The sequence below is a fragment of the Bradyrhizobium cajani genome (assembly GCF_009759665.1).
Taxonomy (GTDB): domain Bacteria; phylum Pseudomonadota; class Alphaproteobacteria; order Rhizobiales; family Xanthobacteraceae; genus Bradyrhizobium; species Bradyrhizobium cajani.
The window spans coordinates 115033-138699 of sequence record NZ_WQNE01000002.1; the positions used below are offsets into that span (position 1 = coordinate 115033).

Consider the following 23667-nt stretch of genomic DNA (forward strand, 5'->3'; position numbering starts at 1 on the left):
AGAAACCTGAACCTTAAGGTCCTGCCATGACGAAGATCTCACTGGTCGTCTCCGACGTCGACGGCACGCTCCTGACCAAGGACAAGACGCTGACCGAGCGCGCGAGGTCCGCGGTGCAGCGGCTGCACCAGGCCGGCATCGGTTTCACCATCACCTCCAGCCGCCCCGCGATCGGCATGCGCTTCCTGATCGAGCCGCTGGCGTTGTGGCTGCCGGTCGGCCCGTTCAACGGCTCCTCGATCGTCGATCCCGAGATGAAGCCGGTCGAGCAGCACCTGATCCCCGCCGGCGCCGCCGAGCGCTCCCTGAAGATCCTCCGCGAGTTCGGCGTCGACATCTGGCTTTTCACCACCGACAAATGGCTGATCGACAACCCCAGCGGCAAATACGTCGCGCACGAGCGGCACACGATCCGCTCCGACCCGACCATCGTCACTGATTTTTCGCCGTATCTCGCGAGCGCCTGCAAGATCGTCGGCGCCAGCGCCGATGCTGCGGGCCTCGAGCGCTGCGAGAAGGCGATGCAGGAGGCGCTCGGCAGCGAGGCGACCGCGGTGCGCTCGCAGACCTATTATCTCGACATCACGCCGCCCGGCTTCGACAAGGGCACCTTCGTGCAGGCGATGGCCAAGCGGCTCGACATTTCCACCGATGCGGTCGCCACCATCGGCGACATGCAGAACGACCTTGCGATGTTCCGCGTCAGCGGCGTGTCGATCGCCATGGGCAATGCAACCGATAACGTCAAGGATCAGGCCACCCACGTCACCGCGAGCAACGAGCAGGACGGTTTTGCCGAGGCGATGGAGATGATTTTGAAGCTAAACGGGGTCGGCTGAGGTTCGATAGCCTCAACACCGTCGCATTTGGGAAGAACTTGGCGATGAGCGTGCCTGCGGCCATCCTTCGAGACGCCCGCCTACGGCGGGCCCTCAGGATGAGGTCGCGTTTCGCGGCGAAATTATCAAACCCTCATGGTGAGGAGCCCGCCAAAGCGGGCGTCTCGAACCATTGAGGCCGAGCTCGTCCGGCAGCCTCTCTGAACTAACCGCAGCATCTGGTCCACTCTTACTTCGACCGCTGCACCGCCGGCTTTTCGCTCTCCTGCCTGGCCGCCGACAGATTGTGCGCGGTGTTGATCAGCGCGATGTGGGTCAGCGCCTGCGGGAAATTGCCGGTCTGGCGCCGGGCGCCTGAATCATATTCCTCGGCCAGCAGCCCGACGTCGTTGGCGATGCCGACCACGCGGTCGAGCAGCACTTGCGCCTTGTCGAGATTCCCGGCCAAGACATGCGCATCGGCCAGCCACAGGCTGCACGCCAGGAACGCGCCTTCGATCGGCTGCTTCGCCTCGGAGACTTCGCGCGGATCGTGCCGGAGCACAAAGCCGTCGCGTATCATATGCTTTTCAACCGCCGCGATGGTGCCGCGGATGCGCGGGTCTTCCGCCGGCAGGAAGCCGACGGCCGGCAGCAGCAGCACGCTGGCATCGAGCAGCTTCGAGCCATAGGATTCGACGAAAGCATTCTCCTCCGCGTCAAATCCCTTGTTGCAGACGTCACGATGGATGGCTTCGCGCAGGGCGCGCCAATGCAGCACCGGCGCCTTGAAGCCGAAAGTCTCGGCGCTCTTGATGCCGCGGTCGAAGGCGACCCAGGTCATGACCTTGGAGAAGACGTAGTGCCTGGGCTCTCCGCGCCGCTCCCAGATGCCGTGATCGGGCCGGTCCCAGACTTCGGCGAGATGGTTGAGGACGCTGCATTCCAGCGCCCAGCTTTCTTCGTCGAGCTTCAGCTTGGCCATCCGCGATTGATGGAATGCATCGATCAGCTCGCCGTAGACGTCGAGCTGGAGCTGCGCATGCGCGGCATTGCCGATGCGCACCGGCTGCGCGCCCTCATAGCCGCCGAGCCAGCCCGCCTCCCATTCCAGGAGCCGCCGCTGGCCCCAGATGCCGTACATGATCTGCATGTTCGAGGGCGAACCGGCCGCCGCACGCAGGAGCCAATTGTGCCAGGCCAGCGCTTCCTCGGTGTAGCCCGAGTTCATCAGCGCCAGCAGCGTGAAGGTGGCATCGCGCAGCCAGCAGAAGCGATAGTCCCAATTCCTGGCACCACCGAGCTTTTCCGGCAATGACGTGGTTGGTGCCGCGACGATGCCGCCGGTCGGAGCAAAGGTCAGCGCCTTCAGCGTGATCAGCGAGCGCACGATGAGGTCGTGATACTCACCGTCACGGATGCAATGGATGCACCAGTCCTGCCAGAATTTCTCGGTCTCCTGAAGCGCAAGCTCCGGGTCGATGGGCTTGGGCGGCTCGATATGCGAAGGGCCGTAGGTCAGCACGAACGGCACGGTCTCGCCCGCCCTCACCTCGAAGTCGGAAACCGTGGTCAGATCCTCGCCGCGGGTCTCGACGGGCGTGCGCAGCACGGTCATGTCCTGGCCGGCGATTGCCATCAGGGAATGGTCGATCCGTCGCACCCAGGGGATGTCGACGCCGAAGCCGAAGCGGATGACGAGTTCCATCCGCATCTTCACGGTCCCGCTGACACCGCGCACCAGCCTCACGATGTCGGACGCCTGGCCGCGCGGGGGCATGAAGTCGATCAGCGCGACGGTGCCGCTCTTCGTCTCCAAGCGCGTTTCGAGTATGAGGGTATCGCCGAGATAGCGGCGCGATGTCTTCGTGACATCCTCGCTCGGCGCGATCAGCCAACGGCCGTTCCCGTGGGTGCCGAGGATCGCGGCAAAGCAGGCATCGGAATCGAAGGCCGGCCAGCATAGCCAGTCGATCGAGCCGTTGCGCCCGACGAGCGCAGCGGTCTCGCAATCGCCGATCAGCGCATAGTCCTCGATCCTCTGAGACAATGTTTTCCGAGCCCGAGAAATATCCGGCGCGTCAAGTCCCGCCGGTCAACGAACGTTCCCGCGTCGCGGCCTTCAAAGCGGCAAGATCAACCTTCGAAGCAATCTCGTCAAGCACGACGGGCAGCCGCTGCCGCCAGTTCGGATGCTCGTCGATTGTGCCGGGAATGTTGGGCTGGTCGATCACGCCGAGCAGATCCTCCAGTGACACCGCGAGCAGCCGCGACGGCGTGCGCGACAGGAAGGCGAGCACCGAATAGAGATCGTTGGCTCCGATGCCGTTCTGGCGCAATATCTCGTCGAGCATGCCGAGCGCATCCCAGCGCGCCTGCTCGCTTTCGCCGGGATCGATCCCGAGCGAAATCTTCATCTTGAGGTCGCTGAAGGAGCGCCAGCCGGCATAGGTCGACAGGTCGTGGGTGTTCAGCGTGACGAGCGCATTGGGCCGGTAGTGGTCGACGTTGCGGAAATGGCCGGCATCGTCGCGCTCGAACATCATGACGAGATAGGACCAGATGCCGAAATCCTGCATGGTCTCGCGGAAACCTTCCGGCACGGTGCCGAGATCCTCGCCGATCACGATGCATTTATGGGTGGCGCTCTCGCGTGCCACGGCTGCCAGCAGCGCTTCGAACGGCATCTGAACATAGGCGCCGTTGTCGGGCTTGAAACCGCGCGGCACCAGATAAAGCCGCTTCAAGCCCAGCACGTGATCGAGCCTGATGGCGCCGGCATGGCGCATCGAGGCTGCGAGCATGTCGGCGAACGGCACGAATGACTGGGCCTCCAGGCCGCCGGCATTGAAGCCGGCAAGGCCCCAGTCCTGGCCGACGGTATTGAGCACGTCGGGCGGCGCGCCGACGGCGAGATGGCGGGAAATCGCCATCTGCTCGTTCCAGGCATCGAAACCGTTGGACTGCACACCGACGGCGACGTCGAGATAGAGTCCGACGCGCATGCCGAGCTGGCTGGCAAGCTCCTTGGCGGCATGCAGCTGGCTGTCCGCCGTCCATTGCACGAACTCGACGAATTCGACCTCGCGCCTGTCGGGGCCGTTGCGCAGCGCGGCGCATTTCGTCTCGTCAGGCTGCTGCCATTCCGCCGGCCATTCCCACCAAGGTTTGGCGAAGCGATGGCGCAGCACCTCGAAGCAGGCAAAGCGGGACAGCAGCGGCGCGCGGGCGGCGCGGAACGCGTCGAATGCCTTGCGGCGCGCCTCGCTTGCGCTTGTCACGAAACTGTTGAAGGCGGCGCGCAGGGCCAGCCATTTCAACGCCGCCATGTCGGCATAGGGGACACGATCGCCTTCGCGCAGCCGCGCTGCGGTCGCGGCGGCGTCGGAGACGAGGTCAGCGGAAAATTCCGGGATCGCCTCGACGTCGATATAGAGCGGATTGAGAAACAGCCGGCTGTTCGGCGAATAGGGGCTGCAATCGGCCGGCTGATCGTCGAACAGCACGTGCAGCGGATTGAGCCCGACGCCGTCGGCGCCCAGCTGCCTGGCGAGCCGGACCAGGTCGGCAAGGTCGGTGAAGTCGCCGATACCCCAATTGCGGTTCGAACGAACGCTGTAGAGCTGCACGGCGAGCAGCCAGCCACGGTCGAAGTCGCCGCCGAAGGCGCGCTCGGGCGCCACGATCATCGGCACCTCTTCCGTCACACCTTCGGCATCGGTCAGTGTCAAACGGTGATAGCCGAGGGGCAGGCCGGCCGGCCAGGCGATCACGGGCTCGCGCGTCTCGCCTTGCCCGATCAATGTGCCGTTTGCGGCCAATTTCCATTGCAGCGGCGGCGCGCCGACGGCCGCCAATTCCGTCCGCGGATGTCCTAAGGCGCGGACCACGACCGGCCCGCCGACAAAGCGGTAAACCCGCTTCTCCGGCAGGGCATCGAGGATGGATTTGAGGGCCCCGGGATCGGTGACCCGCAGCTTTCCCAGGGCATCGATGAATTCGGATTGAACGCCCTTGATCCGGGCTTGAGCTAAAAGATCCATTCGGCACGCAGCTTGCAGGCCAGTCTTTGGCCGGGGGCATTGATTTTAACGAGGCGGTGGAAGACGTTAGTCAGCCTTAACTCGCAAACCGCGCTGGCTGTTCCCGAGGGAACTAATGACACAGAACCGGCTTTCTATATAGGTACCAAGCGTGGGTTCCCGACAAGGGAAACGGGCTCCTGCTTTCTTGTCAATGGCATCACCGTGAACAAGACAATTCAAACTGTCGAAAGTGCCGCAGCCGGCAGCGCTTTCCTCATCGAAGACGTCTATCCCTTGATCGACGGCGGCCGCTTCGCCGTGAAGCGGATTGCGGGCGAACGGGTCGAGGTCTGGGCCGACGTCTACCGCGATGGCGATGCCGTGATCGGGGCTGCGCTGCTCTGGCGCCGCGAGCAGGATCGCGAATGGCAGCGCGAGCCGATGACTCATCGCGGCAATGACCGCTGGTCCGGCGCGTTCGTCCCGACCGAGGCCGGCCAACACAGCTACGCCATCGAAGCCTGGACCGACGAATTCGCCACCTGGTCGCATGGGGTCGCACGCAAGCAACGCAGCGGCGCGGACGTGACGCTCGACGCGATCGAGGGCGCCGGCCTGCTGACCAAGGCGCATGGCGCGCGGCCGAACGCCGCGGCGGTCATCATCAAACAGTGCGAGGATTATCTTCAGACCGGCGAGGTCGCCCCGCTGCTGGCAACCGAGCTTGGCGAGGCCATGGCCGAGAGCCAGTCGCGGCCCGATCTCACCCGCTCGCCCTCGTTCCCGCTGACCATCGACCGGGACAAGGCGCGCTTTGGCGCCTGGTACCAGATGATGCCGCGCAGCCAAGGCCAGATCCCCGGCCAGCACGGCACGCTTCGCGATTGCATCGCGCGCGTGCCCGACATCGCCGCGATGGGTTTTGACGTGCTCTACTTCACGCCGGTCCACCCGATCGGCAACACCCGCCGCAAGGGCCGCAACAACGCGCCGGTGGCAACCGAGGGCGACCCCGGCTCGCCCTATGCGATCGGCGCCGCCGAGGGCGGGCACGATGCGCTGCACCCGGAGCTCGGCACGATCGAGGATTTCCGCGCGCTGGTCGCAACCTGCCTCGAATACGGCCTCGAGCTCGCGCTCGACTTCGCCGTGCAGTGCTCGCCGGACCACCCCTGGCTGACGCAGCATCCGGAATGGTTCAAGTGGCGGCCGGACCGCTCGGTGCGGACCGCGGACGGCCCCTATTCGGACATCGTCATCCCCGATTTCGCCTCCGTCGACAGGGCCGGGCTGTGGAACGCGTTCCGCGATGCCATGCTGTTCTGGATCGACCATGGCGTCACCATCTTTGCCATCGACAATCACGACACCGCGCCGCTTCCGTTCTGGGAGTGGCTGATCCGCGACATCCGCCGCCGGCATCCCGAGGTGATCCTGTTCTCCAAGACATTCGCACGACCGAAGCTGATGAAGGGCCTCGCCAAGCTCGGCTTTGCGCAGTCGTTCACCTATTTCCCCTGGCGGACCTCGCGGTGGGAGCTGGAGCAATATCTCGGCGAGCTGACGCGCTATCCCGAGCGCGATTTCTATCGCCCGAACCTGTTCGTCAACACAGTCGACCTGCTGCCCTATCACCTCCAGAGCGGCGAGCCTTGGGCGTTCAAGTCGCGCGTCGCGCTGGCCGCGACGCTGTCGGGCAGTTACGGTATCTACAGCGGCTTCGAGCTCCTGGAGCACGCAGCCATTCCCGGCCGCGAAGAATATCTCGATTCCGAAAAGTACCAGATCAGGCAGCGCGACTTGGACAAGCCCGGCAACATCAAGCTCTACATCGCTGCGCTCAACCGCATCCGCAACGACAACGCGGCGCTCCAGCGGACGGCGAACCTGCGCTTCCTCGGCATCGAGGATGGCGAGACCATCGCCTTCGCCAAGGAGGCGACCGATCCGGCCAACACTGTCGTCGTCGCGATTGCGCTCTCGCGCCACGCGCGCGAATTCTGGCTGCCGCTCGGCGATCTCACGGTTGACGCCGGCGGGCAGCGACACCACGTGACGGCACTCGAAAACCTCCTCACTGGCGAACAGTCCCGCATCGAATGGGGCGGGATCAGGTTGCGTATCGATCCCGACCGCGATCCGGCCCTCCTGTTCCGCTGCCTGGCGTAAGGGGGCACGCCATGAATGTTTTGTCTTCCGTCGACACCAAGAAGGCCGAGGCTGCCGAGAACGTGGATGAACTCTGGTACAAGGACGCCATCATCTACCAGCTTCACGTCAAGGCCTTTGCCGACAGCAATCAGGACGGCATCGGAGACTTCACGGGGCTGACCGAGAAGCTGCCTTATCTCCAGGACCTCGGCGTCACCGCGCTGTGGCTGCTGCCGTTCTATCCCTCGCCTGGGCGCGACGACGGCTACGACATCGCCGATTACGGCGCGGTCAATCCCGATTTCGGGACGATGAAGGACTTCAAGCGCTTCATCCAGGAGGCGCAGCGGCGCGGGCTGCGCGTCATCACCGAGCTCGTCGTCAACCACACCTCCGACCAGCACAAATGGTTCAAGCGCGCGCGCCGCAGCCATCCGGGGTCGAGCGCCCGCAACTGGTATGTCTGGAGCGACACCGACCAGAAATACCAGGGCACGCGGATCATCTTCACCGACACCGAGAAGTCCAACTGGACCTGGGATCCGGAGGCAGGCGCCTTCTACTGGCACCGCTTCTTCTCGCACCAGCCGGACCTCAATTTCGACAATCCGCGCGTGGTCAGCGCCCTCATCCAGGTGATGAAGCGCTGGTTAGATGCCGGCGTCGACGGCTTCCGGCTGGACGCCATTCCCTATCTCTGCGAGCGCGAGGGCACCTCGAACGAGAACCTTCCCGAGACGCACGCCATCATCAAGCGGCTGCGCCAGGAACTCGACGCCTATTCCAAGGGCAAGCTGCTGCTGGCGGAGGCCAATCAATGGCCGGAGGACGTGCAGGAATATTTCGGCCGTGGCGACGAGTGCCACATGGCCTACCATTTCCCGCTGATGCCCCGCATCTACATGGCGATCGCGCAGGAGGATCGCTTCCCGATCACCGACATCCTGCGCCAGACGCCGGACATCCCGGCGAGCTGCCAATGGGCACTGTTCCTGCGCAACCATGACGAGCTGACGCTGGAGATGGTCACCGACGTCGAGCGCGACTATCTCTGGACCACCTACGCCAACGATCCCCGCGCGCGCATCAATGTCGGCATCCGCCGGCGCCTCGCGCCGCTGATGGACAATGACCGGCGCAAGATCGAGCTGATGAACTCGCTCCTGCTGTCGTTCCCGGGCACGCCGATCATCTATTACGGCGACGAGATCGGCATGGGCGACAACATCTATCTCGGCGACCGCAACGGCGTGCGCACGCCGATGCAGTGGAGCCCCGACCGCAATGGCGGCTTCTCCCGCTGCGACCCGGCCCGCCTCTACGCGCCGCTGATCATGGATCCGGTCTACGGCTACGAATCCGTCAACGTCGAGGCGCAGTCGCGCAGCCTGTCCTCGCTGCTCAGCGCCACCAAGCGGCTGATCTCGGTGCGCAAGTCGACGCTCGCCTTCGGCCGCGGCACCATGACCTTCATCCGCCCGGCCAACCGCGCCGTACTGGCCTATGTCCGGCAGTATCGCGACGAGGTGATCCTCTGCGTCGCCAATCTGTCGCGCGCAGCGCAGGCAACCGAGCTCGATCTCTCGCCCTGGAAGGACCGCATCCCGCAGGAGATGCTCGGCCGCACGCGTTTCCCCGCGATCGGCGAACTTCCCTACATGATCACGCTGGGGCCGTACGGATTCTACTGGTTCCAGCTGCTGGAGCGCGACAAGTCCGAGCCGGTGACGCCGCGCGCGGTGCCGGAGTTCGAGACGCTGGTGGTGCCGGTGAATTCGAACTGGGTGTCGCTCGCCCGCGAGCGCGGCGTGTTCGAGCGCGACGTGCTGCCGGGATTCCTGTCGCGGACGCGGTGGTATCCCGAGCACAATGTTAAGCACATCAAGACCACGCTGACCTCGGCGGTGCCGTTCTGCGACATCGGCGACAACAGGCCCTGGATCGCGTTCTTCGAGACGACCCAGCGGGACGTTGCGACGCGCTACGTGCTGCCGATGCAGATCGAGTGGGTGCGCTTCGACCGCGAGCGCTTCAACCCGAAGGCGCTGGCCGCCGTGCGCCAGGGCGCGCGCGAAGGCACACTGCTCGATGTTGCGACCGACCAGATCTTCATCGGCCTGTTCCTGCGCAATCTGTCGCAGAACCTGGTGGTGGAAGAGAACAATCTGCGGCTGGAATTCAAGGCAACCAGCCGGTTTGCCGATTACACCATCAAGGAGCCCGAACGCATCCGAGCGATCGAGCAGTCGAACAGCACCGCGCTGGTCGACAACAAATATGTCGCCAAGCTCTATCGTCGGCTCGAAAGCGGCATCAGCCCCGAGATCGAGATCGGCCACTATCTCACGGAAGTCGCGCGTTTTGCCAATATGCCGGCGCTGCTCGGCAGCGTCGAGCTGGTCGAGGGCGATCAACGCAGCGTGCTCGGCCTGCTGCATGCCTATGTCGAGAACCAGGGCGACGGCTGGTCGGTGACAACCGGTTATCTCGATCGCTATATCGACGAGCAGCGCCTGTCGACGGGTGAAACGCCCCGCGAAACCCAGGAGCAGGCGCCGTATCTGCACTTCATCACGCAGATCGGCCGGCGGCTCGGCGAGCTGCACGTAGCCCTGGCCGCGGCAACGTCCGACAATCTCGCCCCGGAGCCGATCGGCTCCGAGCAGATCAAGCACCTCGTATCTGACCTCAAGACGCGTGCCGAGCGGCTGCTCGAACGGCTGGCCGAGAGCCGCGACGGCCTGCGCGAGGCGGACCGGCCGCTGATCGATCAGCTCACGGCGGCGCGGGCGTCCCTGTCCGACCGGCTGAATGCGCTATTGCCTTCCAGGATCGGCGGGCTGAACATCCGTCATCATGGCGACTTCCGCCTCGGGCAAACCCTGATCGTGAAGGACGATATCTTCATCATCGACTTCGACGGCGATCCGCGTCTGCGGCTGGCCGACAAGCGGCGCAAGGCGCCGGCCGCGCGCGACGTCGCCGGCCTGATCCGCTCGATCGAGCTGTCGGTGACCGCGGCGCTCAACCGGGCGCTCTCGGGCACCTCCGACGAGCAGGACCGGCTGACGGCCGCGCTCGGCGAATGGCGCGAGCGCGCCACCGCAACATTCCTGTCCGCCTATCGCGAAGCCATGACCGACCGGCGGCTGTGGCCGGAGGATCCGCGTTCTGCGGAAGGCCTGTTGAAGTTCTTCCTGCTTGACCGAGCGTTCAACGAAGTAGAGTACGAGCTGTCCCACCGGCCTGAGGGGCTCCATGCGCCGCTGACCGGGCTGCTTCGCATTCTGTCCAATACCGAGAGCGAAGCCCATGCCTAAACTGCCTGCCGAGGCCTACGCCATCATCGAGGGCCGCCACTCCGACCCCTTCCATTATCTCGGGCTGCATCCCGAGGGCGGCAGGAGCGTGGTGCGCGCATTTCTGCCCGAGGCCTCCGACGTCGAAGCGGTCGGCGAGCATGGCGAGGTCGCCCCACTCGATCGCGTCCACGATGCAGGCCTCTTCATCGGCGCGCTGCCCAACGGCTCGAAGCACTACCAGCTGCGCGCGAAGTTCGGCGGCAACATCGTCGAGTTCGAGGACGCCTATCGCTTCCCGCCGATCCTGACCGATTTCGATCTGTATCTGCTCGGCGAAGGCACCCACCAGCGCCTCTACGACAAGCTCGGCGCGCATCCGATGAAACTCGAAGGCGTCGACGGCATCGGCTTCGTGGTGCTGGCGCCGAACGCGCGGCGTGTCTCCGTGGTCGGCGACTTCAATTTCTGGGACCCGCGGCGTCATCCGATGCGGGTGCGCGGCGTCGGCTATTGGGAATTGTTCATCCCACATGCAAAGCCGGGTAACCACTACAAGTTCGACATCGTCGGCCCGCACGGCCATCAGCTGCCGCTGAAATCCGATCCGCTGGCCTTCGCCAGCGAGGTGCGGCCGAAGACCGCCTCCATCGTGTTCGACGAAGCCCATCTGCCGCGGCCACGCCCGGCGCCCGACGGCATCAACGCGCTGTCGGCGCCGATGTCGATCTACGAGGTTCATCTCGGCTCGTGGCGACGCAAGAACGGCAATGAATGGCTGACCTATCGCGAGCTTGCCGAGCAGCTGCCGGCTTACGCCCGCGACATGGGCTTCACCCATCTCGAATTCCTGCCGGTTAGCGAGCATCCGTTCGACGGCTCATGGGGCTACCAGCCGACCGGCCTCTATGCCCCAACCAGCCGCTTCGGGAGCCCTGAGGATTTTGCCGCGCTGATCGATGCCTGCCACCGCGAAGGCATCGGCGTACTGCTCGACTGGGTGCCCGGCCATTTCCCGGACGATCCGCACGGCCTCGGCAGTTTCGACGGCACGGCGCTCTACGAGCACGCCAACCCGCTCCAGGGCCGCCATCTCGACTGGGGCACGCTGATCTACAATTACGGCCGCACCGAAGTGACGAACTTCCTGGTGTCGAACGCGCTGTTCTGGATGGAGCGCTATGCGATCGACGGGCTGCGCGTCGATGCGGTGGCATCCATGCTCTATCTCGATTACAGCCGGCCGCCGGGGGCCTGGATTCCGAACCAGTATGGCGGTCGGGAAAACATCGAAGCCATCAACTTCCTGCGCCGCTTCAACACGGAAGTCTTCGCCCGCTTCCCGCAGGCCACCACGGCCGCCGAAGAGTCCACCGCCTGGCCGCAGGTCTCGCGTCCGGTCGAATTCGGCGGGCTCGGCTTCGGCTACAAGTGGAACATGGGCTGGATGCACGACACGCTGAACTACATCAGCAAGGATCCGATCCACCGCAAGTACCATCACGGTGAGATCCTGTTCGGCCTGCACTACGCGTTCTCGGAGAACTTCATCCTGCCGCTGTCGCATGACGAGGTCGTCCACGGCAAGCGATCGATCCTCGGCCGCATGCCCGGCGACGAGTGGCAGCGCTTCGCGAATTTGCGCGCCTATTACAGCTTCATGTTCGGCCATCCCGGCAAGAAGTTGCTGTTCATGGGCGCGGAGATCGCCCAGAGCCGCGAATGGAATCACGACGAGTCGCTCGACTGGCACCTGCTCCAATACAACTACCATTCCGGCATCCAGGCGCTGATCCGCGACCTCAACCGGCTCTATCGGGCGGTGCCGGCGCTGCACCAGATGGATTGCGACCAGGCCGGTTTCGAATGGCTGATCACGGACGATGCCAACCGCAATGTCTTTGCCTGGCTGCGGAAGGGATTCGACGAGCACGCGCGGTGCCTGGTGATCATCAATTTCTCTCCCAACGTCTATCGCAACTATCGCGTTCGCGTACCCTTCGCCGGCAAGTGGAAAGAGGTGTTCAATTCGGACTCCGCCCATTATGGCGGCAGCAATGTCGGGAACATCGGCGAGGTCCATGCCGTTGACGTCAAGACGCCCGAGCTTCGTCTCACCATTCCGCCGCTCGCCGCGATCTTCCTCGTTCCGGAAAGCTGACCCATGCGCCTGACTGCCGGATCGTCCGCACGCCTTGGCGCAAGCTGGGACGGACGCGGCACCAATTTCGCGCTGTTCTCCGCCAACGCGAAGAAGGTCGAGCTCTGCCTGTTCGACATGCAAGGCCGCCGCGAGCTCGAGCGCATCGAACTGCCGGAACGAACCGAGGATGTCTGGCACGGCTATCTCAACGACGTCTCGCCCGGCCAGCTCTATGGCTATCGCGTGCACGGCCCCTATGAGCCCGAGCACGGCCACCGCTTCAATGCCAACAAGCTGCTGCTCGACCCCTATGCCAAGCGCCTCGCCGGGCGGCTGGTCTGGAGCGACGCGCACTTCGCCTACCGCACCGGCTCGCCGCGCGAGGACCTGTCATTCGACCGGCGCGACAACGCGCGCGGCATGCCCAAGGCCGTCGTCGTCGACGAGACCTTCAACTGGGGCCGGCGCGAGATCCGCCCCAACATCCCCTGGGAAGACACCATCATCTACGAGGCTCACGTCAAGGGCCTGACGCAGAAGCGCGACGACGTTCCGCCGAACCTGCGCGGCACCTATGGCGGCCTGTCCTCGCCGGCGATGATCGAGCATCTGAAGAGGCTCGGCGTCACCACGATCGAACTTCTCCCGATCCACAGCTTCGTCGACGACCGCATCCTGGTGGAAAAGAAGCTCGCCAATTACTGGGGTTACAACACGCTGTCCTTCTTCGCGCCGGAGCCGCGCTACGCCCAGGACAACGCGCTCGATTCCTTCCGCACCACGGTCGCGCGGCTGCACGATGCCGGCATCGAGGTGATGCTCGACGTCGTCTACAACCACACCGCCGAGGGCAACCATCTCGGCCCGACGCTGTGCTATCGCGGCATCGACAACGCTTCCTATTACTGGCTGAACCGCGAGAATCCGCGCTATTACGACGACTTCACCGGCTGTGGCTCGTCGGTGAACATCGCCCATCCGCGCGTACTCCAGATGGTGATGGATTCCTTGCGCTACTGGGTCGAGGTCTGCCACGTCGACGGCTTCCGTTTCGACCTCGCGACCACGCTCGCGCGTGGGCCCAACGGCTTTGATCGCGGCATCTCGTTCCTGACCGCGGTCCGGCAGGATCCGGTGCTGGCGACCGTCAAGCTCGTGGCGGAGCCATGGGACCTCGGGCTCGGCGGCTATCAGGTCGGCGCCTTTCCGTCGCAATGGTCGGAATGGAACGATCGTTACCGCAGCGCCATGCGCCGCTACTGGAGCGGTGAAGGCAGCCTGATCGGCGACATCTCCAGCCGCATGACGGCGTCATCCGACCTGTTCAATCATGACGGACGGCGGCCGCGCGCCAGCATCAATCACATCACCGTGCATGACGGCTTCACGCTCGCCGACCTCTTCAGCTACAACGAGAAGCACAACGAGGCCAACGGCGAGGACAATCGCGACGGCTCCAACGACAACCACAGCAACAATTGCGGCGTCGAGGGTCCGACCGACGATCCCAAGATCCTCGGCCTGCGCCGGCAGCTTCGCAAGAACGTGCTGGCCTGCCTGATGCTGGCGCAAGGCGTCCCGCTGATCCTCGCCGGCGACGAGGTCGGCAATTCGCAATCCGGCAACAACAATGCCTATTGCCAGGACAACGAGGTCGGCTGGATCGGATGGGACAATCTCGGCAAGGAGGACGACGACATGGTCGATTTCGTCGCCCATCTCGCCGACATCCGCCGCCGGTTCTCGCAGCTCCGCAGCCATCGCTGGCTCGATGGCCGTCCCAAGGACGGCATCTCCTACGGCGCGCTGTGGCTGACGCCCGCCGGCGACGAGATGACGGAGAACGACTGGAAATTCCCGGAGGGACGGTTTCTCTCCTATGTGATGGGGCCGATGGAACCGGGCAGCGCCGCGATCTTTATCGTTCTGAACGCCGCCCCCGAAGAGATCGCATTCAAATTGCCCCAGATGACCGAATACAAGAGCTGGCAGCAGATCCTGAACACGACCGAGGCCAGGCTGAACACGATCGACTTCCCGCCCGGAAGCGACAGCAAGGCGCCGCCGCGGTCCGTGCTCGCTTTTGCGGGGGCGCCATGAGGCCATCCTTCGGGGCGAGGCCGAACAAGGAAGGCGTGTCGTTCCGGCTGTGGGCGCCCGGCGCGCGCCGTGTCGATCTCCTGCTCGAGCGAAGACACGCGATGCAGCGCCGTCGGGATGGCTGGTACGTGGCCGACATTACCGGCCTGCCCGCCGGCAGTGTCTACAAATTCAGGATCGACGACGAGATCGACGTGCCCGATCCGGCCTCGGCTTTCCAGCCCGAGGATGTGTTCGGTCCGAGCGAGGTGATCGATCACGATGCCTTCGCGTGGCGCGCGCGCGATTGGCGCGGCCGTCCCTGGGAAGAGACGGTGCTCGTCGAAACCCATGTCGGCACCTTCACGCGGGAGGGCACCTACCGCGCCATGATCGACAAGCTCGACCATCTCACAGCGACCGGCATCACCGCGCTGGAATTGATGCCGCTTGCCGATTTCGCCGGCCGGCGCGGCTGGGGCTATGACGGCGTGCTCTGGTATGCGCCCGACAGCGCCTATGGCCGGCCCGAAGCGCTGAAGACGCTGATCGACGAAGCGCATCTGCGCGGGCTGATGGTGTTTCTCGACGTCGTCTACAATCATTTCGGGCCCGAGGGAAACTATCTCGGCCGCTATGCGCCGACCTTCTTCACCGATGCGCACACGCCCTGGGGCAGCGCGATCGATTATCGCGTGCCGCAAGTGCGCGCCTTCGCGGTCGAGAACGCGCTGTCCTGGCTCACCGACTATCGCTTCGACGGTCTGAGGCTCGATGCAGCCAACCACATCATGGCGATCCCCGGCGAGCAGTCGATGCTGCAAGATCTCAGCGTTGCCGCCGGCGAGCTCGCCAAGGCGACGGGACGGCACATCCATCTCGTGCTGGAGAACGGCGACAATCGCGCCAGCCTGCTCGATGCCGCGCAGGAGCCGCCGAACGGCAAATATCGCGGACAGTGGAACGACGATTATCATCACGTCTGGCACGTGATGCTGACCGGCGAACTCGCCGGCTATTACGCCGACTACCAGACGCCGCGCATGGATCTCGCGCGCGCGCTCGCATCGGGCTTCGTCTACCAGGGCGAAATCTCCGAGTTCTGGGGCAAGAAGCCGCGCGGCGAGCCGAGCGGCGCGCTGCCGCCGGCGACCTTCGTCAACTTCCTGCAAAACCACGACCAGATCGGCAACCGTGCGCTGGGCGACCGGCTCGAGAGCCTGGCATCGCCCAGACAGATCGAGGCCGCGCTCGCGGTCACCCTGCTCGCCCCGATGGTGCCGATGCTATTTCAGGGCGAGGAATGGGGCTCCACAGTGCCCTTCCCGTTCTTCTGTGATTTCCAGGGTGGGCTGGCCGACGCCGTGCGCAACGGCCGCAAGCAGGAATATGCCTGGGCCTACGAGAAATACGGCGACGAGGTGCCCGATCCGCTCGATCCGGCAACGCTGCAATCGGCCGTGCTCGACTGGACCGGCCGCACACCCGCACAGGAGACGCGCCTCGCACTGGTGCGAGAGCTGCTCGCGCTCCGCGGCAAGGAGATCATGCCGCGACTGAAGGGCGCGACCTTCGGCCATGCCGAGGCGGCCGACAACGGCCTGCTCACCGCGCATTGGCGCATGGGCGATGGCATGGCGCTGCGCCTGACCGCCAATCTGTCGGACCACGACATCACGCATTCCAATGTCAACGCGGGCACGCCGATCTGGGGCGGCGCGGCCGGCGAGCGGCTTCCGCCCTGGTCGGTGGTCTGGCGTCTCGGAGGTTGACATGCCTCCTGCCATTCCGCTCGCGACCTACCGGCTCCAGCTCACCGCGGATTTCGACTTCGACAAGGCCGCCGCGGTCGTTCCTTACCTCAAGGCGCTGGGGATCACCCATCTCTACGCCTCCCCCGTGATGAAGGCCCGCAAGGGCTCGACGCATGGCTACGACACCGTCGATCACAGCCAGCTTAGCCCCGAGCTCGGTGGCGAGGCCGGCTTCGCGCGGCTGAGCGAGGCGCTGACCAAGCACGATCTCGGCCTCATCATCGATTTCGTTCCGAACCATGTCGGTGTGCATTTCGCCGACAATCCCTGGTGGCTCGACGTGCTGGAATGGGGCCAGGCTTCGCCGCACGCGGTGTCCTTCGACATCGACTGGGATCAACTGGCCTACCGCGCCCGCGGCGGCGTGCTGCTGCCAATTCTCGGCTCGTCCTACGGCGAGGCGCTGGAGCGCGGCGACATCGAGCTGCGCTACGATCCGGACGAGGGAAGCCTTTCCGCCTGGTATTTCGAGCACCGCCTTCCGATCGCGCCGGAACGCTATGGCGAAGTGCTGCGCATGGCCGTCAAGGAGGCGGACGCGGCCGAAACGGAGCCCGGCCAGCGCCTGCTCGCGCTCGCGGCACGCTACACCGGGCTGCGCCGCCCGAACCGCAGGGAAGCGCCCGCCTTCAAGGCAGAGCTCAAGGACATCGCGGGCGCTGCCGACATCATCGCGCGCGGCCTCACCGCCTATCGCGCCGCCAAGGACCGCTCCACGCCAACGCTGGCGCTGCATCATCTGCTCGAACGCCAGCACTACAAGCTCGGCCACTGGCGGCTTGCCTCCAGCGACATCAACTACCGCCGCTTCTTCGACGTCAACGGGCTCGCAGGGCTGCGCGTCGAGGATCCCGGCACGTTTGCCGCCACGCACCGATTGGTCAAGCAACTCATCGCCGACGGCAGGCTGCAAGGCATCCGTCTGGATCACATCGACGGCCTGCGCGATCCCGCGCAATATTGCCAGCGGCTGCGCCGGCTAGTGCGCGACGCGCAAGGCAACACCAAGCCGTTCTATACGGTGATCGAGAAGATCCTGTGCGAGCACGAACGTCTGCCGCACTTCGCCGGCGTCCAGGGCACGACCGGATATGAATGGATGAACGTCATCATCCAGGTTCTGGTCGACGCGAAGGGACTGGCGGCGCTGGACGAGACCTGGCGGCAGATCAGCAACCGCTCGCCGCGGCTTTCGCCTTACGTCAAGGACGCCAAGCGGCGCGTTCTGGAGACGCTGCTCACCAGCGAATTCACCGTGCTGACGCGCCTGCTCGCGCGCATCGCCAACGGGCATTATTCGACCCGCGATTTCTCCGCCGACAGCCTGCGGCAGGCGCTCGAACTCTATGTACTGCATTTCCCGGTCTACCGCACGTATCTCACGACAAGCGCGCCAGCCGCGCATGATCGCAAGCTGATCGAGGAGACCATCGCGCACGCCCGCGCGGAATGGTTCGCCGCGGACGAAGGCATTTTCGACTTCCTGCGCGACGCGCTGACGATGGACCTGCTCAAGCCCGGCCGTCCGCCGCACAGCGTGCCGCGCGTGCGCCGCTTTGCGCTGAAGGTGCAGCAATTCACCGGCCCGATGATGGCAAAGTCGCTGGAGGACACCGCCTTCTATCAATTCCACCGGCTGCTCGCCCTGAACGAGGTCGGCGGCGATCCCGCCAGCGCCGGCCTCGCCATTGCCACCTTCCACCAGGCCATGCAGGCCCGTGCCAGGGAATGGCCGCGGGGCATGACGGCGACGGCCACCCACGACACCAAGCGCGGCGAGGACGCCCGCGCGCGCATTGCGGCGCTCAGCGAGATTCCCGGCGAATGGACCAGCGCGGTGGCGCGCTGGAAGGTGTTGAACGCGCCGCATCTCACACTCCAGGGCAATTTCCGCGCGCCGTCTGCGACATTCGAGTACATGCTCTACCAGACCCTGCTCGGGGCCCTGCCGCTCCAGGGGCCGATCGATCCCGATTTCGTCGCACGCATCCAGGCCTATGCCCTCAAGGCCGCGCGGGAGGGCAAGGAGGAGACGAGCTGGCTCAATCCGCATGAAGCGTATGAAAACGGCGTCAAGGACTTCATCGACAGGATCCTCGACCCCGCTCAGTCCGCAGAATTCCTGGACGCGCTGCACACCCTGGCCCGCCGCGTCGCACTGCTCGGCATGTTGAACTCGCTGAGCCAACTCACGCTCAAAGCGACACTGCCCGGCGTGCCAGACATCTATCAAGGCACCGAATTCTGGGACCTGTCGCTGGTCGACCCGGACAACCGCCGCCCCGTGGACTTTGCCATGCTCCGCGCGGCGCTGAGCTCTCTGGACAATCCGAATTGGAACGGCCTGATCACGAGCTGGCCGGACGGCCGGATCAAGCTGGCCTGGGCGCGGCATCTCCTCAAGCTGCGCCATCAGCTTGCCGACGTCTTCGCGCAGGGCGACTATCAGCCGCTGGGGGTAGGTGGCGCGCATGCTGACCATGTCATCGCCTTCGCCCGCCGCCGCGGCCGCGCGGCTGCGATCGTCGTGGTCGGCCGTCACTTCGCGCCGTTCACGCAGGCGGGCCGGGAATGGCCCGCGCTCGAAGCCTTCGATGCAACCGTCGACATCACCGGCTACGCAGCGGCCGGCCTTGCCGGCAACGACCTGCCGCTTGCGCAGGCTTTCCGCGATTTTCCTGCTTCTGTGATCGAGGCCCGCGCAGCAGGCGCGATCAAGCCCGCGCGGCAGCGCCTGCGCGCCTAAAGCATGATCCGGAAAAGTGCGCAGCGGTCTTCCGAAAAGATCATGCTCAAACAACAACCTGAAGCGCGATGACGATTCATCCCAATCTCATCGCGCTTTAAGGCTACTTTTCCCCGTCCTTGGTCAGCAGCAACTGTCCGCGCTTCTTGATCGTGGCCTGGGCCATCTCGGCAAAGCGCTGCAACAGCCACGGCAGCGTCACCTCGACCCGGACGTGATCATCGGCGACGTCGACCTGGCCGCTCGCGATCTGCCCGAGCGCGCGGATGCGGAAATTCATGGTGTCGCCGGTCCAGCGCTCCTCCTCGACCTGCATCACGGGAATGCTGGCGGCTGCGCGGCCAAGCCCGCTCTTGAGCCGCCGCACCGCCTCCTCGCGGCCGAGCCGGTGCGGAATGGAAACGACAAGCGGTGCTGACATGGCCCTGCCCCGTGCTGATCGATCGTCATGTCATGATATCAGCCCAAAACACAAAGGTTCCATGCAACTTGCGCCTCCTGCCGTGTTTCATCGGCGGAACTATACAACCTGCGGCAAGTTGCCTTCGCATAACAAGAAATTTGCAACCCTTTCCAAGAAGGGCTGGAGGAGATTCGCATGTCTATCGGTACGATTATTCTGATCATCTTGGTCATCGCCCTGCTCGGCGGCTTCAGCGGTATCGGCGGCGGGCCGTTCTACGGCACCGGCTATTACGGCGGCGGCGGCCTCGGGCTCCTCATCGTCATCCTGCTGATCCTGCTCCTGATGGGACGGATCTAGCGACGGCCACGATCCCGTAGGGTGGGCAAAGGCGCAGCGCGCCGTGCCCACCTCCTCGGCTCGGAGCGCGCCGGTGGGCACGCTCCGCTTTGCCCACCCTACAAGCGGCGCGCCCGCAACACGCACCTACTTCACCTTCCCCGACAGCTTCTTCATCGCGGCCTTGATCGACGCCGCCGCATCGTCATAGCCGTCCCACGCCTTCGATCGCGACAGAAGGCCCGGCACCGTGCGTATCGTATATCGCTTCGGATCGAGATCGCTCTTCACCTGCGCCCAGGTGACAGGCATTGACACGGTTGCACCCTCACGGGCCCGGGGGGACAGGGACGCAACCGCCGTCGACATGCGGTCGTTGCGCAAATAGTCCAGGAAGATCTTTCCGTTGCGCAGCTTCTTCGACATGTTGAGCAGATAGCGCTCGGGATCGTCATCGGCCATCCATTGGCAGACGCCTTGCGCAAACGCCTTGGCCTCCTTCCAGCTCACCTTGTCGCGCGCGCCGTGGAGCAGTGGCACCACCACGTGGATGCCCTTGCCGCCCGTGGTCTTGCAGAAGCTGTCCATGCCGACATCGGCGAGGCGCTGCCGCATCTCCTTGGCGGCTTCGACGACATCGGCAAACTCGACGTCCGGCGCGGGATCGAGATCGAACACCAGCCGGCCCGGCGTGTCATAGGCATCGGGCGCACAATTCCAGGGATGCAGCTCGACGCCGCCGATCTGCGCCACGGCCGCGAGTCCCTCGACGCGGTCGATCTGCAAGTAGGGCTTGCGGTCGCCGGAAACTTTCGCGAGCTCGAGCAGGTTCGACGTGCCATGCATGGCGTGACGCTGGAAAAACGTTTCACCGCCGATGCCGTCGGGCGCACGCACGATCGAGCAGGGGCGCCCTTTCAGATGCTCGATCATCCACTCTCCGACCGCCTCGAAATAGCGCGCCAGATCGAGCTTCGTCACGCCCTCGCCATCACCGCCATCCGGCCACAGCTCCTTGTCCGGCTTGGAGATGACGACACCCATCACCTCGGCAGTGCCGGCGTCCTTCGACTGCTTGCCGGACTTCGTCCGCGTGCGCTTTCCAGGCGAGGGCTCGGCGAGCTCGGTGTCGACAGGCGTCTCGGCCTCGACCTCCTCGGCAGGCTTGTCCTGCCGCAGGCCCTTGAACGCGGCCTGGCGGATATTGCCGTCGGCGGTGAAGCCGGCGAACTCGATCTCGGCAACGAGCTCCGGTTTCAGCCAGTGCACGTCCCGCGTCTTCTTCGGCGCGTTCTTGCCGCCGAAGGGGCTTTCCTTGGCCGCCATGGCTTTCAGCGACGGCATGATGCGCTTGACCTTGTCCGCGCCAAAGCCGGTGCCGACCATGCCGACGAAGGCAAGATGATCGCCGCGGCGCACGCCGGCCATCAGCGAGCGGAATTTGCCGCTGGTGGTCTTCCAGCCGCCGATCACGACCTCATGGCCGGCGCGGCATTTGGCCTTGGTCCAGCTCTCGGTGCGACCGGAGCGATAGGGCGCATCCAGCTTCTTCGACACCACGCCTTCGAGCTCGAGCTTGCAGGCCGATTGCAGCACGGCATCGCCACCGCTCTCGAAATGCTCGACATAGCGGATCTGGCTCGATTTCCGCTTGCGCGATTCCAGGAGCTCCTTTAGCCGGGCCTTGCGTTCGCCGAGCGGCAGCCGGCGGTAATCCCGGTTCTCCGCGAACAGGAGGTCGAACGCAAAGAAGATCAGCTCGTCGGTCTTGCCATCGGACAACGCAGCCTGAAGCGAGGAGAAGTTCGGCGCGCCGTTGTGGTCGAGCGCGACGATCTCGCCGTCGATCATAACGTCCGGCAGCGCAGCCGCTTCCTTGGCAATGGAGGCAAATTTGTCGGTCCAGTCGAGACCCTTGCGCGTCTTCAACGTCGCCTTGCCGTCCTCGACCCGAAGCTGCACGCGGTAGCCATCGAACTTGATCTCGTGGCACCAGCCCTGGCCGCCCGGCGGCCGCTCGACCGGCGTACAGAGCTGCGGCGCCACGAAGTCCGGCAGCTCCGCGACCTTCTTGGCGGTCGCCGCCGTCGTCGCCTTCTTCCCTGCCTTCCTGGTCTTCAACTCCGTGCGCGGCGCCGGCTTGATCGTACGCCCTTTCGCTTCCTCGACCCGGTTGGACTGCCAGACCGCATCGGCCTTGGCTCTGGCGCCCTTCGCCAGCATGAAGGGCTTCGGCGCACGCCCCTTGCCTTCGGCGATCTGATCCATCGCGCGGCCGGAAGCGACCGATTTGTCCTCGTCGAGAATGTCGTTGTCCGCGCCTTCGCGGACATGTTCGTCGCGGTGCTTGATCAGAAGCCAGTTGGTGCGCTTGCCGCCGGTGCGGTCGCTGCGCATGCGCACCAGCACCCAGCTTCCGTGCAGCTTCTCGCCATGCAGGGTGAACTTCAGATCGCCCTTCTTGAAGCCGGCCTCCGGATCATCCGATTCCCAGGTGCCGCGGTCCCACAGCATCACCGTGCCGCCGCCATATTGCCCTTCCGGAATCGTGCCTTCGAAATCGCCATAGTCGAGCGGATGGTCCTCCACCTCGACAGCCAGCCGCTTGTCGTGGGGATCGAGCGAGGGTCCCTTCGTCACCGCCCAGGACTTGAAGACACCGTCGAACTCGAGCCGGAAGTCATAATGCAGCCGGCTCGCATCATGCTTCTGGATCACGAAGCGCCGCTGCTTCGACGGCGCGACAGCCGCCTCACCGGAGGGCTCCGGCGTCCTGTCGAAATCCCGCTTCTGTCGATAGGTGGAGAGTTTTCGCAGCACGGCCGTCCCGCTTTTCTTGGTGTTGAAAGTCTACACGGCAAAGGTCCCACCCGGAACCAAAACCCGATGCGGCGGTTGGGGTTCCAAAACGCCTTGACAATGCTGGAGAATGGGAATGGCCCCCCGCGCTTATTGGAAGGGAACGTTGAAGCTGTCGCTGGTCAGTTGTCCGGTCGTGCTTTATCCGGCCACTACGGCGGCCGAGAAGACACGGTTTCACATGATCAACCGCGAGACCGGCAACCGGCTCAAGCAGCAGATGATCGATTCCGAGACCGGTGACGTCGTCGAGAGCGATCAGAAAGGCCGCGGCTACGAGCTGCGCAAGGGCAAATATGTCGAGGTCGAACCGGAGGAGCTCGAGGCGGTCCAGATCGAGAGCAATCACGCCATCGACATCGAGAGCTTCGTGCCCCGCGAGGAAATCGACAAGCGCTACCTCAACCACCCCTACTACATTGCCCCGGACGGCAAGGCTGCGATCGACGCCTTTGCCGTCATCCGCGATGCCATGAAGGATGAGGAGCGCGTCGCGCTCGCCAAGATCGTGCTGACCAACCGCGAGCATGTCATGGCGATCGAGCCGCTCGGCAAGGGCCTGCTCGGCACCACGCTGCGCTATCCCTACGAGCTGCGCGACGAGGACCAGTTCTTCGAGGACATCAAGAGCCCGAAGATCACCAAGGACATGGTCGAGCTCGCCGGCCACATCCTGCACACCAAGGCCGCGCATTTCGACCCCTCGGAGTTCAAGGACGAGTATGAGAACGCGCTGAAGGCGCTGGTGAAGCGCAAGGCCAGCGGCAAGACAATCGAGCTGCCCGAGCCCGAGGAGCGGCCGAGCAACGTCGTCAGCCTGATGGACGCGCTGAAACAGAGCCTGAAGGGGCGCGGCAGGAAAAAGACGGCGGCGAAGTCCCATGCGCGCCGAGCGACAGGACGGCAACGCGCCGCCAGGAAGACGCACCGTTCGCCGGCGCGGCATCGCAAGGCGGGCTGATTCACTCCGTCATTGCGAGCGCAGCGAAGC

13 protein-coding genes are annotated in these 23667 nt (G+C 64.7%); 9 read left to right on the forward strand and 4 right to left on the reverse strand.

Features of this window, described 5'->3' with window-relative positions; genetic code table 11:
* Positions 1-26: 26 nt before the first annotated feature.
* On the forward strand, positions 27-839 hold the full coding sequence (locus tag GPL20_RS03230) for an HAD family hydrolase (protein WP_157327671.1): 813 nt from the start codon (positions 27-29) through the stop codon (positions 837-839).
* A 229-nt stretch (positions 840-1068) separates the two neighbouring features.
* Here GPL20_RS03230 and GPL20_RS03235 read toward each other — a convergent pair whose 3' ends face one another.
* Both GPL20_RS03235 and malQ read right to left on the reverse strand, forming a co-directional pair.
* The gene (locus GPL20_RS03235; RefSeq protein WP_157327674.1) at positions 1069-2868 is read right to left on the reverse strand and encodes a glycoside hydrolase family 15 protein; all 1800 of its coding nucleotides are present in this window, start codon (positions 2866-2868) and stop codon (positions 1069-1071) included.
* 31 nt (positions 2869-2899) lie between these two features.
* Positions 2900-4861, reverse strand: coding sequence for a 4-alpha-glucanotransferase (malQ, locus tag GPL20_RS03240; protein WP_157327676.1), 1962 nt, complete (start codon positions 4859-4861; stop codon positions 2900-2902).
* Between the two features lie 204 nt (positions 4862-5065).
* Here malQ and GPL20_RS03245 point away from each other — a divergent pair, with 204 nt between their 5' ends.
* The 6 genes from GPL20_RS03245 to treY are packed head-to-tail and all read left to right on the forward strand — an operon-like array spanning position 5066 to position 19075.
* A complete protein-coding gene (locus tag GPL20_RS03245) occupies positions 5066-7012 on the forward strand; it encodes a maltotransferase domain-containing protein (protein WP_254125599.1) in 1947 nt (648 codons plus the stop codon).
* A gap of 11 nt (positions 7013-7023) precedes the next feature.
* Positions 7024-10314, forward strand: a complete 3291-nt coding sequence (gene treS / locus GPL20_RS03250) for a maltose alpha-D-glucosyltransferase (RefSeq protein WP_157327680.1) — start codon at positions 7024-7026, stop codon at positions 10312-10314.
* Positions 10307-12454, forward strand: coding sequence for a 1,4-alpha-glucan branching protein GlgB (gene glgB / locus GPL20_RS03255; RefSeq protein WP_157327682.1), 2148 nt, complete (start codon positions 10307-10309; stop codon positions 12452-12454). The genes treS and glgB overlap by 8 nt, the downstream gene beginning before the upstream one ends.
* 3 nt (positions 12455-12457) lie before the next feature.
* Positions 12458-14536, forward strand: a complete 2079-nt coding sequence (gene glgX, locus GPL20_RS03260; protein ID WP_157327684.1) for a glycogen debranching protein GlgX — start codon at positions 12458-12460, stop codon at positions 14534-14536.
* A complete protein-coding gene (gene treZ / locus GPL20_RS03265; RefSeq protein WP_157327686.1) occupies positions 14533-16287 on the forward strand; it encodes a malto-oligosyltrehalose trehalohydrolase in 1755 nt (584 codons plus the stop codon). Before glgX ends, treZ begins: the two co-directional genes overlap by 4 nt.
* Before the next feature lies 1 nt (position 16288).
* On the forward strand, positions 16289-19075 hold the full coding sequence (gene treY, locus GPL20_RS03270) for a malto-oligosyltrehalose synthase (RefSeq protein WP_157327688.1): 2787 nt from the start codon (positions 16289-16291) through the stop codon (positions 19073-19075).
* Positions 19076-19178: 103 nt separating this feature from the next.
* On the opposite strand, the gene GPL20_RS03280 is transcribed toward treY, so the two are convergent.
* Positions 19179-19496, reverse strand: coding sequence for a polyhydroxyalkanoic acid system family protein (locus GPL20_RS03280; RefSeq protein WP_157327693.1), 318 nt, complete (start codon positions 19494-19496; stop codon positions 19179-19181).
* Between the two features lie 177 nt (positions 19497-19673).
* On the opposite strand from GPL20_RS03280, the gene GPL20_RS03285 reads away from it, so the two are divergent.
* A complete protein-coding gene (locus tag GPL20_RS03285) occupies positions 19674-19838 on the forward strand; it encodes a DUF3309 family protein (protein WP_157327695.1) in 165 nt (54 codons plus the stop codon).
* Positions 19839-19964: 126 nt separating this feature from the next.
* On the opposite strand, the gene ligD is transcribed toward GPL20_RS03285, so the two are convergent.
* Positions 19965-22637 (reverse strand): DNA ligase D, encoded by a 2673-nt coding sequence (gene ligD, locus GPL20_RS03290; protein ID WP_254125597.1) that lies wholly within the window; start codon positions 22635-22637, stop codon positions 19965-19967.
* A 115-nt stretch (positions 22638-22752) separates the two neighbouring features.
* Here ligD and ku point away from each other — a divergent pair, with 115 nt between their 5' ends.
* Entirely contained in the window at positions 22753-23637 is an 885-nt protein-coding gene (gene ku, locus GPL20_RS03295; RefSeq protein WP_157327696.1) for a non-homologous end joining protein Ku, read from the forward strand.
* Positions 23638-23667 lie beyond the last annotated feature (30 nt).

Bases quoted from the DNA above. Each gene is read 5' to 3' on its own strand.
- treS (WP_157327680.1), top strand. From the start codon at position 7,024: ATGAATGTTTTGTCTTCCGTCGACACCAAGAAGGCCGAGGCTGCCGAG.
- GPL20_RS03230 (WP_157327671.1), top strand. From the start codon at position 27: ATGACGAAGATCTCACTGGTCGTCTCCGACGTCGACGGCACGCTCCTG.
- treZ (WP_157327686.1), top strand. From the start codon at position 14,533: ATGAGGCCATCCTTCGGGGCGAGGCCGAACAAGGAAGGCGTGTCGTTC.
- GPL20_RS03285 (WP_157327695.1), top strand. From the start codon at position 19,674: ATGTCTATCGGTACGATTATTCTGATCATCTTGGTCATCGCCCTGCTC.
- malQ (WP_157327676.1), bottom strand. From the start codon at position 4,861: ATGGATCTTTTAGCTCAAGCCCGGATCAAGGGCGTTCAATCCGAATTC.
- ku (WP_157327696.1), top strand. From the start codon at position 22,753: ATGGCCCCCCGCGCTTATTGGAAGGGAACGTTGAAGCTGTCGCTGGTC.
- glgB (WP_157327682.1), top strand. From the start codon at position 10,307: ATGCCTAAACTGCCTGCCGAGGCCTACGCCATCATCGAGGGCCGCCAC.
- treY (WP_157327688.1), top strand. From the start codon at position 16,289: ATGCCTCCTGCCATTCCGCTCGCGACCTACCGGCTCCAGCTCACCGCG.
- GPL20_RS03280 (WP_157327693.1), bottom strand. From the start codon at position 19,496: ATGTCAGCACCGCTTGTCGTTTCCATTCCGCACCGGCTCGGCCGCGAG.
- glgX (WP_157327684.1), top strand. From the start codon at position 12,458: ATGCGCCTGACTGCCGGATCGTCCGCACGCCTTGGCGCAAGCTGGGAC.